Below are 15,895 nucleotides of genomic sequence, written 5' to 3' on the forward strand. Positions count from 1 at the left end.
GGCTTGCCCGCGAAGGGATCGACTCGATTCCCAATTTGTCTCAAAGCTGTGGATCAATTCCTCACTAATAGTCTTCCTTGGCATTTAGCACCAGTGTCTCGATTTTTATGCTTGCTGAAACGTTTCTTCAAGTCTATAAAATTGGCACAACTCCAAGAAAGGCTGCTGCCATGACCCCGCTCAAACTCTTCGTTGCCCTCAGCGCACTGTCCGCTGCCTCCCAAGCCATGGCCTGGGATTATGTTTTGCTCGACACCGACAAAGCCGCCCAGAACTGGCAGATCACCAGCCAGCAACTCGGCGTAAAAACCGACAAACCCTTCAGCGTCACCCTGCGCACCTTGCACGGCGGTCGGCAGGAAGGCGTCAGCATCGTCGACATCGATAACGGCACGATGAAACTTTCAGTAGTACCGACTCGTGGCATGAACGTCCTGCAGGCCTCCGTCGGCGATGTGCGCATGGGCTGGGATTCGCCGGTCAAGGAAGTGGTCAATCCTTCCTTCATCGAACTCAACGGCCGTGGTGGCCTGGGCTGGCTGGAAGGCTTCAACGAACTGGTCACCCGCTGTGGCTACGAATGGGTCGGTCACCCCGGCATCGACAACGGCGAACTGCTGACCCTGCACGGTCGCGCCGCCAACATCCCTGCGAACAAAGTCACCCTGCACATCGATGAAAAACCGCCGTACGCCATCACTCTGCGCGGCGAGCTGAAAGAGCAGGCGTTCAAGAAAGTCGACTTCTCCGTCGCGACCGAACTGGTCACCGAACCCGGCAGCGTAGCGTTCGCCCTCAACGACACCCTGACCAACAACGGCGACTATCCGAAGGAATACCAGGCGCTGTATCACAGCAACTTCAGTACCCCATTCCTGGAGCAGGGCGCTCGCTTCGCCGCGCCGGTGAAACAGGTGTCGCCATTCAACGACAAGGCCAAGGGCGATCTGCCCGACTGGCAAACCTACCGCGCACCGACCAAGGACTACGACGAAACGGTCTATAACGTGGTGCCATATGCCGATGCCAAGGGCGATACATTAACCGTGCTGCATAACAAGGCCGGCAGCCTGGGGGTTTCGGTCGGCTTCAATACTCAAACACTGCCCGTGTTCTCCCTGTGGAAAAACACCGATACCCAGGGGCAGGGCTATGTCACGGGACTGGAGCCGGGGACGAGTTTTTCTTACAACCGCCGGTATCAGCGGCCATTGAACCTGGTGCCGACAATTGGGCCGAAGGAACAGAAGCAGTTCGGGATCAGCTACAGCTTGTTGGCGGATAAGGCGGCTGTGGATAAGGCGTTGAAGCGTGTGAGCGAGATTCAGGGTGGGCGGGAGACAGAGGTGCGGCAGACGCCATTGGTTGATCTCACCAAGGGGTGACGCCTGCTAATTTGTGCTCGGCCGGTATTGCAGTGCCTCGGCCAAGTGCTCGCGGGTAATGCCATCGACTTGCTCAAGGTCCGCCAGGGTGCGCGCCACTTTGAGCAGTCGATGGGCTGACCTCAGCGACAAGGTCAGCCGTTCGCACGCCGTTTCCAGCCAGGTTTGGTCAGCAGTGACGGGTATCGCGCGAGCCTTCCCAAAATGCCCTACCGGGTTTTCAGTGCATTGGCCAAGCGCAGCATGGCCGCTTCGATTTCATAAGCGGTCAGGGACGAGTAACCCAATAGCCAGCCTTGTTTCTTCTCCTCGCCGGCGTACAACCGGCTCAGGCCGGAAAGCTGCACGCCCGCGCTGGCCGCTTGGCGGATGGTTTTTTCTTCAGACCAGCCATCGTGCAGCAGGCAGGGAATTTGTAGCCCGCCGGGAGGGCGCAAGGCGGTAACGATGCCGTCCAGGTGCTTGCCGATCGTGTCGAGCATGATGGCGCGGCGTCCGGCATACAACTTGCGCATGGCTCGGACGTGGGCGTTGTAATGGCCGTCCTCCATAAAGCGCGCCAGGGTCAGTTGCAGGATTTGTGGTGTATGGCCGTCAATCATGCTGCGGGCGTAGGTGAAAGCCTTGATCAGCTCGTGGGGCAGTACCATGTAACCCATTCGCAAGCCGGGGTAGAGGGTCTTGCTGAAGGTGCCGATATAGAGCGTACGCTGATACTTGTCCAGGCCCTGTACGCAGGCGGTCGGTTGCCCGTCGTAGTGAAACTCGCTGTCGTAATCATCTTCGATGATCCATTTGCCCTTCTCCGCTGCCCAGTTGATCAACTCAAGACGACGCTCCAGCGGCAAGGTCGCGCCGGTGGGGTATTGATGAGAAGGCGTGACATAAACGCAATTGGCGCCGCTGCGGTCGGCGTACAGCAGGTCGGTGCGTATGCCCAGTTCATCGACATCGATGGGAAGAACGTTGGTCTCGGCGGTTTCAAAGGCTTTCTTGGCGCCGTAGTAACCCGGGTTTTCCAGCAGGATCGGTTTGCCGGCGTCCACCAGCAACTGCGCACACAGAAAAAGAGCCTGGCGAGTGCTGCTCAATACCATGATCTGGTCGGGGGAGCATTTGGCCCCGCGCTCGAGGTTCAAGTAGGTGGCGATGGCCTTGCGCAGCGGCTCGGCGCCTTGCGGATCGCCGTGCAATAGCACGTTGGCGCGATAGTCCTTCATCACTTGGCGTTGCAGGCGCTCCCAGACATCGGTGGGGAAGGTGCGGGTTTCCGGCAGGCCGGTCGCGAATGCCTTGATTACCTGCTGATCGTTCACGCCGCCACTGTCGAAGATCATCCGCCCGCGCTGGCTCAATCCCGCCCCCGGTGCCGCCTGACTGCTTTTGACTTCCTGCGCCTTGATGCGTCGGCGCGCTGCGCCGCGCAATTCGGTGCCCAGCGTTTCACAGACATAACTGCCAGCCCCCTCGCGCCGCACGATAAAACCGTCGCGGTGCAGTTGCACGTAGGCGTTTTCAACAGTGTCGCGGGCAATCCCGAGTGACTTGGCCAGGACCCGGGTCGCGGGCAGCTTCAAGCCTGGGGCAAGGGCGCCATCGAGGATCAATGCACGCAGTGCGCGCTGAATCCGCTGATGCAGATTCAACAGCTGGAACTCAACATCGTTGAGGCGCATTTTCAGCGTTTCCAGCTCGAACGTCTTCGCCATGCGGTCTGCCTGATCTTAGTAAATTGGCCTGCAAAGGCAGGCCAGTCTATCCGTAGAATCCGCCCATCGTCACTGCCTTTGCGCTCGGTGATCGGTCGCTGCATTGAGCGACTTCATGAAGAATTTTGCCCGCGGGCTGAGGCAGGGATCGCTTTCAGTCACAGCAAGCGGTCTGGTAAGTGGTCTGGCCTTCTGCGAGAAAGTGCAGGGGCAAAACATGCCATTTCAACGTTATAAATCCGCCCTTATCCGGGACAGGCACCTCGTTTTGCAAGGAGCAAAGCCATCATGTCGTCTTCAGCATTGCCATCGCCCCTGCGTTTACGGGACCTTCTGCATCCGACTGTCGCCGGGCTGATTTCAGTCATCGTCAACTATGGCGGCACTTTCATCCTGGTCTTTCAGGCCGCCAAAGTGGCCGGGCTCAGCCCAGAACTGACAGCGTCGTGGGTATGGTCGGTGTCGATTGGCGTGGGCATTACCGGGCTGTTTCTGAGTTGGGTGAGCCGAGAGCCGATCATTACCGCCTGGTCGACACCCGCGGCGGCTTTTCTGGTCGTCGCGCTGTCCACCACGCCTTACGCCGAGGCGGTGGGTGCGTACATTATTTCGGCCGCCGCCTTCGTGCTGCTGGGTTTGTCCGGTTGCTTCGAAAAACTCATCCGCCTGATTCCGTCGGGTGTGGCTGCGGGCCTGCTGGCCGGTATCTTGTTGCAGTTCGGTATCGGCGCATTTGGTGGCATGAGTCTTGACCCAATGTTGGTCGGGTTGCTGATTGCCATTTACGTTGTGCTCAAGCGTTTTACCGCCCGCTATGCGGTGGTGGGCATTCTGGTGCTGGGGCTGGCGTTTCTTCTGACGCAGGGCCGTGTGGATCTTTCGGGGTTGGCGCTGCAATTCGCGGCACCGGTATTCACCCGACCTGAGTTTTCGATCAATGCGCTGCTCAGCGTGGCGCTGCCGCTGTTCCTGATCACCCTCACCGGCCAGTACATGCCGGGCATGCTGGTGCTGCGCAACGATGGCTTCAGCACCAGCGCTAACCCTATCCTGACTGTCACAGGGCTGGGTTCCCTGCTAATGGCGCCCTTCGGTTCTCACGCCTTCAATATCGCGGCCATCACGGCGGCCATCTGCACCGGCAAAGAAGCCTCGGAGGATCCGTCCAAGCGCTGGATCGCCGGGGTTGCTGCGGGACTGTTCTACATCCTCGTAGGGATTTTCGGGGTGACCCTTGCTGCGGTGTTCATGGCGTTACCGGCCACCTTCATTACGACGCTGGCCGGGCTGGCCCTGCTCGGCACTATCGGCGCGAGCCTGGCCAGCGCCATGGCTGACGTCAAAGCCCGCGAAGCCTCGCTGATCACCTTTCTGGCGTCCGCCGCGAACATCACCTTGCTGGGGATTGGTGGGGCGTTCTGGGGGTTGCTGATCGGTCTGGCGGCTTACGCCTTGCTCAATGGCCGCTTACCGCGTCGCGAGACGATGGTCATTCCGGCTGCCGACGCTGTTGTGACGACCAAAGGAGCCTCCCACTGATGTTTGATCAACTGGAACAAACCGTCACCCTGCACGAGCGTCATGGCCGTTACCCACAGGCCACCAGCGTCGAGGACTTTCGCCGCAACCTGGCAGCCGTGCAGCAGCGAATCGCCAATGCCTGTCAGCGGGTCGGACGTGATCCGGCGAGTGTGCGCCTGCTGCCGGTCAGCAAAACCTTTGACGAAGCTCATCTGCGTCTGGCCTACGCCGCTGGCTGCCGTCTACTCGGTGAGAACAAGGTGCAGGAAGCGCAGCGCAAATGGCAGGCCATGACCGACCTGGCCGACCTGCAATGGTCGGTTATCGGCCACCTACAAACCAACAAGGCCAAGCAGGTGGCGCGTTTTGCCAGTGAGTTTCAGGCGCTGGACAGCTTGCGAGTGGCCGAGGCCCTGGATCGTCGCCTGCACATCGAGGGGCGCCAACTGGATGTGTTCGTTCAGGTCAATACCTCCGGCGAAGCCAGCAAATACGGCTTGGCGCCCGAAGCCGTCGCGGACTTTTTGAATGCCCTGCCGGCGTTCCCGGCGTTACGGGTGCGTGGGTTGATGACACTGGCGCTGTTTTCGGCCGACGTGGTCCGTGTCCGTCCTTGCTTTGTACGGCTGCGCGAACTGCGCGAGCGCTTGCGCCAGCGCGCCCCGGCGGGCGTCGGGCTGGAGGAATTGTCCATGGGCATGTCCGGTGATTTCGAAGTCGCCATTGAAGAGGGGGCCACCGTGGTGCGTGTCGGTCAGGCCATCTTCGGTGCACGTGCCATGCCTGATGTCTACTACTGGCCGAACGCGGATGCCCATCCGGGAAGTGATGAGTAGTCGCCGCTGACACCCTCCTTAACATATTGATCCAGCTCTACAGGAAGCCAATCCGATGTACGACTCAACGCTGACCCTTAAAGCATTCGACGCCGAGCTGTGTGAGGCGATTCATAACGAAGAACATCGTCAGGAAGACCACGTCGAACTGATCGCTTCCGAAAATTACGCCAGCCCTCTGGTGATGAAAATCCAGAGCACCGTGCTCACCAATAAATACGCCGAAGGCTACCCAGGCAAGCGCTACTACAGCGGCTGCGAGTATGTCGATGTGGCCGAGCGTCTGGCCATCGAGCGGGTCAAGGCCCTGTTCAACTGCGACTACGCCAACGTGCAGCCGCATGCGGGTGCCCAGGCGAACGCTGCGGTATTCCTGGCATTGATCAATCCTGGCGATACGGTGATGGGCATGAACCTGGCCCAAGGTGGCCACCTGACCCACGGTAACCCTTCAAACTTCTCGGGCCGTCATTACAAGATCGTTCCTTATGGCCTTGACCCGCAGACGGGCTTTCTCGATTACGACGAGATGGAGCGTATCGCCCTGGAAACCCGGCCGAAGATGCTGATCGGTGGTTTTTCCGCCTACTCCCGGTACAAAGACTGGGCGCGTATGCGGGCCATTGCCGACAAGGTCGGAGCCATTTTCTGGGTCGACATGGCCCACGTCGCAGGATTGGTCGCCGCGGGAGAATACCCGGACCCATTGCCGCACGCCCATGTGATCACCAGCACCACGCACAAGACCCTGCGGGGCCCACGGGGTGGCTTGATTTTGTCCAAGGGGCAAGATGACGCATTCTACAAAAAGCTTGATTCTGCGGTATTCCCGGGTGTTCAGGGCGGCCCATTGATGCACCAGATCGCCGCCAAGGCCGTCGCTTTCAAGGAAGCACTGAAGCCAGAGTTCAAAACCTATCAGGCCCAGGTGGTGATCAACGCCCGGGCCATGGCGGCCGTGCTGCAAGAGCGGGGTTACAAGATCGTCTCCGGTGGCACCGATAACCACATGATGCTAATCGACCTGTCCGACAGGCCTTATACCGGCAAGGAAGCCGATACGGCCCTGAGCAATGCCTATATCACCGCTAACAAGAACTCGGTGCCCAACGACCCGCGCTCACCGTTCGTGACCTCCGGGTTGCGCATCGGTACCCCAGCCATCACCACCCGTGGTTTCGGCGTGATCGAATGTGAACAATTGGCGGGCTGGTTGTGCGACGTACTGGACGCCCTGGAAAACGGCAACAGCGAGAAGGTGGGGCATCACGTGCGTGAACAGGTGGTGGAGCTCTGCCGCCGTCATCCTGTCTATCGTTAACCCTGTTACTCCGGGCCATTACCCGGCTGATGTCATCATCGGGCGAAAAACCAGACGCTTGGGACGACCGGGTGCACTCGATGCCAATCTCTCTAGCTGGATGCGGATGGCCGATATTGCAGTGCTTCGGCGACGTGGCTGCGACCGATAGCGTCTACTTGTTCCAGATCCGCCAGGGTACGGGCGACTTTCAGTAGGCGGTGAGCGGCACGAAGCGAAAGGGTTAGTCGCTCGCAGGCGCTTTCCAGCCAGCCTTCATCTGCTTTGGATAACGCGCAATGCTGGCGCAGCCCTGGCAGGTCGAGAAAGGCGTTGGCGCAGCCCTGACGCTGTTGCTGACGCTCCCGGGCTTGGGCGACCAGGGCAGAAGCGCTGGCCGTATCGTCACCGGTTTTGATCGGGTTCAGCGCCGTGCTTTCCCGGGCCACTGTTAGATGCAGATCGATGCGGTCCAGCAGCGGCCCCGACAGTTTGTTGCGATAGCGCTGAACCATGTCCGGCGTACAGGAGCAACGACCGCTCGGCTCGCCAAGATATCCACAGGGGCAGGGATTCATCGCGGCGACCAGCTGAAAGCGCGCCGGGAAGCGTACTCGGTCCTTGGCGCGGGAAATCACGATATGGCCGGATTCCAGTGGCTCTCTCAGTACTTCCAACACCTTGCGATCAAATTCCGGGAGTTCATCGAGGAACAGCACACCATGGTGGGCGAGGGTGATTTCGCCGGGTTGCGGTTTCGAGCCGCCGCCCACCAGCGCCGGGCCTGAAGCGGAGTGGTGTGGTTGTCGGAAGGGGCGTTGCGGCCAATGACTCAGTGGCACACAACTGGCGACGGATTGAATCGCCGCGACTTCCAGCGCTTCACTCTCGGCCAATGGCGGCAACAGACCGGGCAGACGACTCGCCAACAACGTTTTCCCCGTCCCCGGCGGCCCGCTGAACAGCAGGTTGTGGCACAAAACACCTACGTAATGTGTTGATGGTGCTGGCGGCAAGGACAGCATCTATATGGTGGTCTAGGCTCCCCCACTACCTATCAGGAGAATGCCGCATGGACAGTGAAAAAAAGGCTACGTGCTACTACAAATATGAAATCGAGGGTCAGGAGAAATCTAGGAAAACTGTGTTATCAGAAGATCTCAAGCATCCGGCCTCAGTGGGACGCTTAGCAGAGCAATTGAGACAGGCAATCAGGCTGGATGAACCAAAGTATTTTATAAAAACACCCGAGGAGCACGGAACAACGCGCACGGGATATTTTGTAGGGCCTGCCAAGATCGTATTTGGTTGGGATAAAGAATTCGAGCGAGGGTTTGAGTCGGGAGCAACTGACAGATTCAACTTTTACGTAAAGGATAGGCCTCTCAAATTGTGAGGTTCGCTGCGCGAGGGCTGATCTGACCGTACCGCACGACAAGCCGTAGACCCAGCACACCGAAGGTGAAAGACTGACTAGCCAGATTGGAGGGTGGACAACTTCGCTATGGATGTGAACTTCCGGCTACAGCCAATCGATGGTGAAATCGTTGTGGTCGAGGACGACCCTCTACTACGTGACCTGATGCAAGACATCTTGGTGGACGTTGGCGCTCAGTGTGTCGCGTTCAGCAGCGGCGACGATGCGTTGATTTACTTGCTGCAATCTGACACCAAATGCGCCCTAATCATTGCTGACCACGGGCTACCGGGACAGGTTCAAGGAGCAGAGTTGGCGGAGCTTGTCCGTGGCAGATGGCCCGAGATACCAATAGTCATTACAAGCGGCTGGACTGACACCTTTATCGGGCTGCCGGGGGCTACCAACTTCCTTCCAAAACCGTGGACGTTAGAAGGTTTGGTGACGGCAGTTGCGGAATTGCTTCAACCCGGTGTGCCGGTGAGTAAGAAGTCTTCACTCCTCAGCGAAGATGATTGAGAGCTATGGCCGAAAACGGCGCTTTCTCAGGGGCATTAAGCAGTACCTGGATTTTCAATGACGGGGGCCGCTATCTTTGCCGAATATCTGAGGTTTCAGGGGCGCTTGAGGCTACCCCTGACGTTGTCTTGGGAGAGGCGCTAGAACGCCTCAGAAGGGTGGAAAAGCCCCTGTAATAGCCCGTTTCGACTTAGGGAAAGGTGATACCGAGACGTTGAACCAATCGGCTCACTGTCATAGGGGTGAACTCAGCACCACGGCTAGTCTTGATCGACTGTTTGTTGAGATAGGCTGCTACCCCAGCAAGAGTTTTGATTCCGTCGAAGCTTGCCGCCTTGATGTGATTCTTAACAGTCTGAGCGTAAACGTCTGCCTTCTCTACCTTGGCGGCTGTTGCTGCCTTAGGTCCAACCTTATGGGCCTCCTTACGACCAGCATCACGCCGTTCAATCTTAGCCTGAGCCGACATATCCCCATTTTCAGCACGTTGCTTCAGCGAGCCTAGAGCGTCTTTGGTGCGTTGGCTGATGAACTCTCGTTCCTGCTGTGCGAGTGCGGCGTAAATGTGGAGTTGGAAAGCGTCGGCGTCGGGCATCGTCGCAACCTTGAAGGAAGCCCGTTTCATCAGGCCCGCAATGTGTTCAACATCACGAGAGATACGGTCAAGTTTTGCCACTACGAGGATTGCACCTGTCTCTTTAGCAGCATTCATTGCCTTGATGCATTCAGGGCGATCCGTTGGCGCTATCGTGCCCGAAGCTGTATCGACGAATTCCGCGATGATTTCCCAGCCTTTCGCCTTAGCTGCAAGGGCGATATAGTCACGCTGAGCTTCCAGACCCAAGCCTGACTCGCCTTGCTTGACTGTACTGACTCGAAGATAGCTGACTACTTTCATGGTGGTGATTCCCGTCAATTCCTGTTGATGGGTCAATCATATCATAACGCTGACGAACGTCAATGGAATGATATGGTACGTTTTCACGACAGCGAGCGCTTGATGGAACCGTCTTGCAGTGGCAATCTGCCTTACACTTAGGCGTGTAACGTCTTCTGCCAACCATGGAAGGCCCATAACATGGAATTTTTCTATGTGCTCCTGATCACGCTCGTAATCTACTACGTGGGTGACTTCTGGAGAGCGCGTCTCTCCAAGCAACCTTGGGCAGTTAAAAAGTTAAACCCATTCAGTCAACGGGTAGATGTGGAGGCTTGGACGGGTTGGGATGAAAGCCCGTCCGAGGAGAAACCACGCCGGACCCTCCGAGAAATTAAAGATCGGCACGTCCAACAACGTGAAGCGGAAGCTTCGTTGAAGAATCAATGGAACGAAGAGATATTTGAAACCTACGAAAACATTTTGCATGAGAGTCTTCAGGCGCAACACTTTCTCGACTTTAACTCCCTTTACGAACCAGTCCTCCTTCCCGAATCCTCTGTTCCGTCTCATTTGGTGCAATGCGCTGCGCCTCCTAAGATAGAAAACTTCCGGCAAAGCAGATGGGTAGAGATATTGAGCAGGTTCTATCCGGGACATGCTTCGCGACTGATCAATGCAGACGAAGAGCAATCCTATCTGTATCAGCACGCATTGGAAGTTTGGGAGGAGGCAGAGAAGGCCAGGATTGCAGCCCTACAAACCTACAAAGATGAATTCGAACGTCAATACTTGGAAGCCGTTGCTCATAACGAATTAATAGTACAAAAGAAGAGCAGACTTACCGAAAATTATCTTTTGGGCGATGAGTTCATTGTTGCAGCTTATGTGAAGAAGATATTGGAAGCATCACCGTATCCAAAGTCACTTCCTCGTAAAATCAAAGTCACCTACGTAGGTTCGTCCAAACAGCTGATAGTGGATTTCGAGCTGCCCAAAGTTGACGTGATACCGGACCAGTCTGATTTCAGGTATGTCAAAGCAAGCGACAAGATATTGGGGAAGCGGAGGAAGACTAGGGATATCGACGACGACTACACAAAGCTTATTTCAGCGATAGCGCTGAAGGTGCTTCACGAGGTCTTTGCTTCTGACAGCGGTAACGTTATTGAGGTGTGTTGCTTCAACGGCTACCTAGACACAATCGACAGGTCTACAGGCAGCAAGGTCAGACCTTGCTTAATCTCCACTAGAACTACAAAGGAAAAATTGGCCGCTATTGATTTGGCACACGTGGACGCTCGCCTTTGTGTCCGCAATTTGGGCTCACATGTTTCAAGAAGTGCGACAGAGCTACAAGCAGTAAAACCTATTATCGAGTTCAACATGACGGACCGGCGCTTTGTTGGCGAAGGTGATATGTCGTTCCTAAGCTCTGCTCAGAATCTGATGGACTTGAACCCTTACGAATTCGAAAGGTTGATTGTTAAATTGTTTCAAGAGCTAGGATTGGATGCGAAATTAACGCAATCTTCACGAGATGGAGGTGTCGACTGCGTGGCATACGACACTCGCCCTATCATTGGCGGAAAGGTTGTTATACAGGCGAAACGATACCGACACACGGTCGGGGTATCGGCTGTAAGAGATCTGTTTGGAACTATGGGGCACGAAGGCGCGAATAAAGGTATTTTGGTCACAACAAGCGGTTATGGTCCCGACGCGTTCAACTTTGCAAAGGATAAGCCCATCGAACTTATTGATGGCGGTGGTTTACTCCATTATCTGCAAACTGTGGGGATTGAGGCTCGTATCGTCATGCCTAACGATTGAGCCGCCTAGTCATCACTACATGCGCTGCCGTGCATCCAAAACGTTCAACTGACTCTCTAGGCGATTGGTAGAGTTGTCCAGTCGTTCGGATAGGGTGTTTAACCTCTGCTCCTCGTATGCGGCCTGTGAAAGTTGAATCAGCCGTTGCTGTGCGAGGTCGTGCGTTAGGTTCGCTACCTGTTCCATTGCTGACTGTGCCTGGCTGTATGTGTGCAACGTGAACATGAGCGTTGTGGCTGCAATTGTTATCACTCCTGCACTAATTATGTAATTTATTCTTGTATTAATTGTATTGTCTCGTAATTGTGGGGCGGAACACGTCCGTGCTTGATTAATTTAATATTGACGTCAATAAACATGGCGTATTGAGAGATGAAGGGAGGGTGTCAGTCTCCCTGTCTCAGTTACTTAATTACCTGCTAAATTCTGTTGTGGGAATCTTTCAAGAAGGATTTGTTTAGTGCGGTCAACATACTCCGTGGGCTTGCTCGCCTCTAGCATTAGGTCGATGTAATGTTGTATCTCTTCTTCAGATAACTTAGGCGTAGGAGCTGGTTCTGGTGTTTTCTCTTTCTTGTTGAAGTATTGTTTGCTTAAGAGCTTTTCTTCGTAGGTTTTGGGAAATAGAACTTTCTTAATTGGCATTTTGTTACTCCGATTTCTTTAGATGGGAAAGTGTTTCGTTGGCGTACGTTAAAGCGTACGTGTCGATAAAAGTGTTGAAGGCGAAAAGGTCGTCGTGTCCGCCGATAGGCTTGCCATTTATAATCAGACGATGATTGACCCACAGCAACGACATTGCGTCCAAGTCATAAAGTATCTTGTACACATTAATGTTTGATATGGGACTATCAATCAGATATGACACCCTGCCGTTACGCAACGGCTGGGATGACACAACGTTAGGTATAAATGTACTGGCGATTCTACCGGCGTCGACGGGTCGGCCTGTGATAAGCCAGAAGTACATTAACTGGCTTTAAGGTTTTGGAATACTTCCTGAGCTTCAGCCAAAGCAGCAGCCATTTCCTTCTCTTCTTTTACTTGAAGAGCCTTGGCTTCTTTTGCTTTCTTTTGATCGAACAACTGCTGAGCCAGGAGCTGAATGTTACGTTCCTTGTCTGCTTCCAGTTCAAGTTCGTATTGCGCTTTCACCTCTTGTTCAATTCGCTGAAGCTCTTCTTCCAGATTTTCTTTCTCAAAACATACGAGCAAGTATCCGTTCAAGTTTTGAGGAGTTCGGAACTGACTGAGCTTTCGTCCTTTGGTAGCCATTTCCATAACCTTTGGAATTGCAAGGGATACAGGCTCGTGAATAGTTTCCAATGCTGCTGCTGAGCTTTTGAAACTGAAGATGGCGTTCTTCAATCGTTTATCAAATACTTCCTGATTGAACTGGAAGCTTTGGAGGCTGACGTGCTCTTTGATGCTGGTCATATTGTGTTTCCTTCTGTGATTTAGATGCCATTACGGCTTTGTGTAGGCAAAGAGATTACCTGTGTCGCCCTTATTGCAAGAGCAGATTCTTTAGTGTTAATTGTCTGAGAGCCTTATATATCAACGCTTAGAGTATGATGTGTGAATCAGTTGTACTATCTAGTAAGGTGTTGTTAGAAGTCGCAGAAAATAGGTTCTATGAACTTCTTTATCCGTGGGTTGTTTGGGTTAGGGACGTAATCTTCCTCTATCTGAATATTGATCGTTGAATAATCATGTTCGTCTGTACATGTTTCGTATCCAAAACTCTCAAAAATCGCCATTTCCCTATCGGCTTCACGGACCTTTTCAAGATATTCGTATTCTTGAATGCTGCTGCACACTCCCACAGCCAATATAGCTTTTTGTATCACTGGCACCTGAGAGTAGAAATTAGCATACTGATCTCTAAACGCTGATTGCATGCTGCTATTACTACGGCTGTAGTCAGGGGTCATTGCAGGAACGTGTAGATACTTACGCAAAGTTTTCAAGATCATCTTTCTATCAAGTGGTGCTCCCTGCATTGTCTGGAAAGTCTGAAATGCGACGAAATCCCGAAAGTCAGAAGCATCCATTCCGTCGCGAAGCTCTGCCGGGTTCCAATGCACGCCGTAAGGGCGATCTAGAATTGCAGCTAGGCCATCTTGCTCTTCCTGCCGGCTCAGCCACGCTCCAGCGACGGTTAGCACGGGAATGAGGAAAGCTATGTCGTCTCTGTGTTTACCGTGTGGGAGCTGCTTAGAAAGCCTTACAGCCTCATCCAGCGCTACGACGATTGATCGCTTGGTAGAAAGATCCATCTGATAGACCTCTTTCTCTTCAAACGCAGCCCTGATCTTCCTTAGCTCCGTCATGCCCATGCGCTCAAGCTTCGCTAGCGTGTGAACACAGCCCGTCACGTTCTTATGAATCCATTTAGCCAACGACAGCCGTTGACTCATGCGAATAGGGTTAACCTTGGCATATTCGATCAATACTGGCCCTAGATACTTCTGCACCTTCTGCAAGACTTTCGGGTCAGGCATGTCTTCAGAAATAAACCAGCGGGATTGGAGATTAAAGCGGCTGATGTCCAGCCCCGCGTTCTGATAACACTTCGTGCTGTGAACTTGATTCGCTAAGCTAGGGCCGATGAACAGGTTATGAGGATGAAGCAGACCTACAGTGTTTTGACCTTTAACCGGCTGGATATGGCAGAGATGAAACTTGCTTCTCTTCTTTTCAAAATCGAAGTCGTATGTTTTGTATTTGTAGTTGCGGAGTTCGAAAAGCTGTTCAAGTGTTTCTACTGTATGAGAATGCAAGCACTCGACTGTACCCGCTCGTCTAACCTCTCTTGCAATCCAAAGCCATTCTTCAGATACAGGTAATTTTACAACTCGTTTCTCTGCAAGCTTCTGCCGTTTTGCTTTTGTATTACTGATCTTCTGGGCGGTTCTGCACTCTTCACTACAATACTTGCTTTTGACCTGGGCTGTGACATAGGGGTTATTGCAATGCAGGCATGTTCTGTTTCTTGTGATAGTCATGTGTATCCTCACTAGGGGATTGTTGTTTTAAGAGTTGCATGAGGTGGAACAATGCTACGTTAGCTGTATGTGTTGGTGATTTATGACCGTACATATCCATAAGCTTCAATAGCAGTTCACTCGCCTCTTGAGAAAGACTTACTTTTATCTTTGACATTCTTATTACCTGTTGAATGGCTAGAGACCTTTAAACATCAAGGTTTGAGGGTGATGTAGGGATCATCTGTACTATCTACCGCAGCTTACTAAACTCTTTCTTCAGTTCTTTGTGCAGGAAGTATCGACGTACAACGGCTTGCACAGTCTTAGTGAAGCTTTCATAGTCGCGGGCTTCTTCTTCCAGCAAAGCAATCAAATCTAAGGGGAGAGCAATTCGAATTACTTTTGTGTCATGGATGGCTTGTGTCATTTTTAATTCCTTCTGCAATGTATTTATTTACCAATTCGCTGACGCTAGCGTTTTTTTGCAAGCTGAGTCCCTGAAGGCTGGCAAGAAGGCTACGCTCAATTAATAGCGTCTCTTTCGTGTAGCATTTGTCATTTATATAGATTTCGTTTCTCATGAACACACGTCTAGTACGTCTTGAAGCGATGCATCAAATGTCTTAAGAGCATCGGGAGTCTTCAATGTCTTCAGGGTTGCATTAATTTGCTCTCTTACCTTTTTACGCAAACCGTAAATACGAACTACACACAAATTGGAACAGTATTTATGGTTTGCGTTGGTGGGTTCAAAGTCGGTATCACATACTAAGCATTGGTTCATGGTTTTCTTCCTCGGCTGGTGTTTCATGGGTGGCTTCAAGTTCTGTCTTGTACAGTGAGATGATTTCATTCGTGCTCAGACCAAGCTTGACTCTTCGTTTATGCATTTTCGAGTGACAGAGGTTTGAGCAAGCGTACTTGTTGTTCCTTGCGCACTTCATAGGGGAGTGACAAACAATGCAGGGCCTAATTGTTATAGGCATGGGTATTTCTCCAAAGGGGATTGGTGAACTAAATTGTGGGTGGAATAAAAGATTTTAATTAAAAAACTAACCACAGCCTAGACTAAATTGTTAGCATAAGAAGTGGTTTGAAACTGGGGTGGTTTTTTAATGGCAGATATTGAAAGAAGGAGAACAATAGCTGCCTGCATTGACCGAGTGGGAGGAAACTCTTATTTAACCACCACCAGATCGATGTTCTTTTAACGAGGGGATGCGAGAGGGTGAAGCAAGTGAAACTTAGAATTTTTCGGCGTTGTTCTTTATTTACTGGTAAAGTATCTCATACTTGATGTTGAAATTGCAAATTTAGTTGTGTATGTTTAAGACTATTATATTATAACAACATAACAGTTAATAACTTAAATTGCATTATATTGTTTGTGGTTATATACCTTACTTATCGAAATGGGTTTCAGGAAGAACTTCGGTAAAAGCAACCCTTACCCAGCCATACAGAGCAAGCGCTCTGCCTAAGACCGAGTAAGAGCCTTCTACCTAAAG

General features: G+C 52.9%; 13 protein-coding genes and 2 pseudogenes. 7 read left to right on the forward strand and 8 right to left on the reverse strand.

The features are described 5' to 3' along the window. Positions 1-170 precede the first annotated feature (170 nt). Positions 171-1,385, forward strand: coding sequence for an aldose 1-epimerase family protein (locus LOY38_RS01115; RefSeq protein ID WP_008076137.1), 1,215 nt, complete (start codon positions 171-173; stop codon positions 1,383-1,385). 6 nt (positions 1,386-1,391) lie between these two features. Here the strand turns inward: LOY38_RS01115 and LOY38_RS01120 are convergent. Both LOY38_RS01120 and LOY38_RS01125 read right to left on the reverse strand, forming a co-directional pair. Next, positions 1,392-1,562 (reverse strand): annotated as a pseudogene (locus tag LOY38_RS01120) (magnesium chelatase); the annotation flags it as partial. A 32-nt stretch (positions 1,563-1,594) separates the two neighbouring features. Beyond that, a complete protein-coding gene (locus LOY38_RS01125) occupies positions 1,595-3,094 on the reverse strand; it encodes a PLP-dependent aminotransferase family protein (protein ID WP_258698500.1) in 1,500 nt (499 codons plus the stop codon). Between the two features lie 288 nt (positions 3,095-3,382). Between LOY38_RS01125 and LOY38_RS01130 the strand changes: the two genes are divergently transcribed. The 3 genes from LOY38_RS01130 to glyA are packed head-to-tail and all read left to right on the forward strand — an operon-like array spanning position 3,383 to position 6,772. Beyond that, entirely contained in the window at positions 3,383-4,633 is a 1,251-nt protein-coding gene (locus LOY38_RS01130; protein ID WP_258698501.1) for a benzoate/H(+) symporter BenE family transporter, read from the forward strand. After that, complete coding sequence (locus tag LOY38_RS01135; RefSeq protein WP_258698502.1) at positions 4,633-5,451, forward strand: YggS family pyridoxal phosphate-dependent enzyme; 819 nt, start codon at positions 4,633-4,635, stop codon at positions 5,449-5,451. Before LOY38_RS01130 ends, LOY38_RS01135 begins: the two co-directional genes overlap by 1 nt. A gap of 55 nt (positions 5,452-5,506) precedes the next feature. Next, complete coding sequence (gene glyA, locus LOY38_RS01140) at positions 5,507-6,772, forward strand: serine hydroxymethyltransferase (RefSeq protein ID WP_258698503.1); 1,266 nt, start codon at positions 5,507-5,509, stop codon at positions 6,770-6,772. A 92-nt stretch (positions 6,773-6,864) separates the two neighbouring features. Here glyA and LOY38_RS01145 read toward each other — a convergent pair. After that, positions 6,865-7,725 (reverse strand): annotated as a pseudogene (locus tag LOY38_RS01145) (YifB family Mg chelatase-like AAA ATPase); the annotation flags it as partial. Positions 7,726-7,823: 98 nt separating this feature from the next. Between LOY38_RS01145 and LOY38_RS01150 the strand changes: the two are divergent. Both LOY38_RS01150 and LOY38_RS01155 read left to right on the forward strand, forming a co-directional pair. Continuing rightward, positions 7,824-8,147 (forward strand): hypothetical protein, encoded by a 324-nt coding sequence (locus LOY38_RS01150; protein ID WP_258698504.1) that lies wholly within the window; start codon positions 7,824-7,826, stop codon positions 8,145-8,147. Positions 8,148-8,255: 108 nt separating this feature from the next. Continuing rightward, positions 8,256-8,687 (forward strand): response regulator, encoded by a 432-nt coding sequence (locus LOY38_RS01155; protein ID WP_258698505.1) that lies wholly within the window; start codon positions 8,256-8,258, stop codon positions 8,685-8,687. A 190-nt stretch (positions 8,688-8,877) separates the two neighbouring features. On the opposite strand, the gene LOY38_RS01160 is transcribed toward LOY38_RS01155, so the two are convergent. After that, positions 8,878-9,585 carry a recombinase family protein gene (locus tag LOY38_RS01160; RefSeq protein WP_258698506.1) on the reverse strand — a complete coding sequence of 236 codons (708 nt, stop codon included), beginning with the start codon at positions 9,583-9,585 and terminating at the stop codon, positions 8,878-8,880. A 180-nt stretch (positions 9,586-9,765) separates the two neighbouring features. Here LOY38_RS01160 and LOY38_RS01165 point away from each other — a divergent pair, with 180 nt between their 5' ends. Further along, positions 9,766-11,397 (forward strand): restriction endonuclease, encoded by a 1,632-nt coding sequence (locus LOY38_RS01165; protein ID WP_258698507.1) that lies wholly within the window; start codon positions 9,766-9,768, stop codon positions 11,395-11,397. Between the two features lie 408 nt (positions 11,398-11,805). Here LOY38_RS01165 and LOY38_RS01170 read toward each other — a convergent pair whose 3' ends face one another. From LOY38_RS01170 to LOY38_RS01185, 4 genes are all read right to left on the reverse strand, one after another. Next, positions 11,806-12,042 (reverse strand): hypothetical protein, encoded by a 237-nt coding sequence (locus tag LOY38_RS01170; protein ID WP_258698508.1) that lies wholly within the window; start codon positions 12,040-12,042, stop codon positions 11,806-11,808. A 324-nt stretch (positions 12,043-12,366) separates the two neighbouring features. After that, a complete protein-coding gene (locus LOY38_RS01175; RefSeq protein WP_258698509.1) occupies positions 12,367-12,834 on the reverse strand; it encodes a hypothetical protein in 468 nt (155 codons plus the stop codon). A gap of 173 nt (positions 12,835-13,007) precedes the next feature. Next, positions 13,008-14,405 carry a hypothetical protein gene (locus LOY38_RS01180; RefSeq protein WP_258698510.1) on the reverse strand — a complete coding sequence of 466 codons (1,398 nt, stop codon included), beginning with the start codon at positions 14,403-14,405 and terminating at the stop codon, positions 13,008-13,010. 232 nt (positions 14,406-14,637) lie between these two features. Continuing rightward, positions 14,638-14,814 (reverse strand): hypothetical protein, encoded by a 177-nt coding sequence (locus LOY38_RS01185; RefSeq protein ID WP_258698511.1) that lies wholly within the window; start codon positions 14,812-14,814, stop codon positions 14,638-14,640. Between the last annotated feature and the right edge of the window lie 1,081 nt (positions 14,815-15,895).

The organism is Pseudomonas sp. B21-015, assembly GCF_024749285.1.
GTDB lineage: Bacteria > Pseudomonadota > Gammaproteobacteria > Pseudomonadales > Pseudomonadaceae > Aquipseudomonas.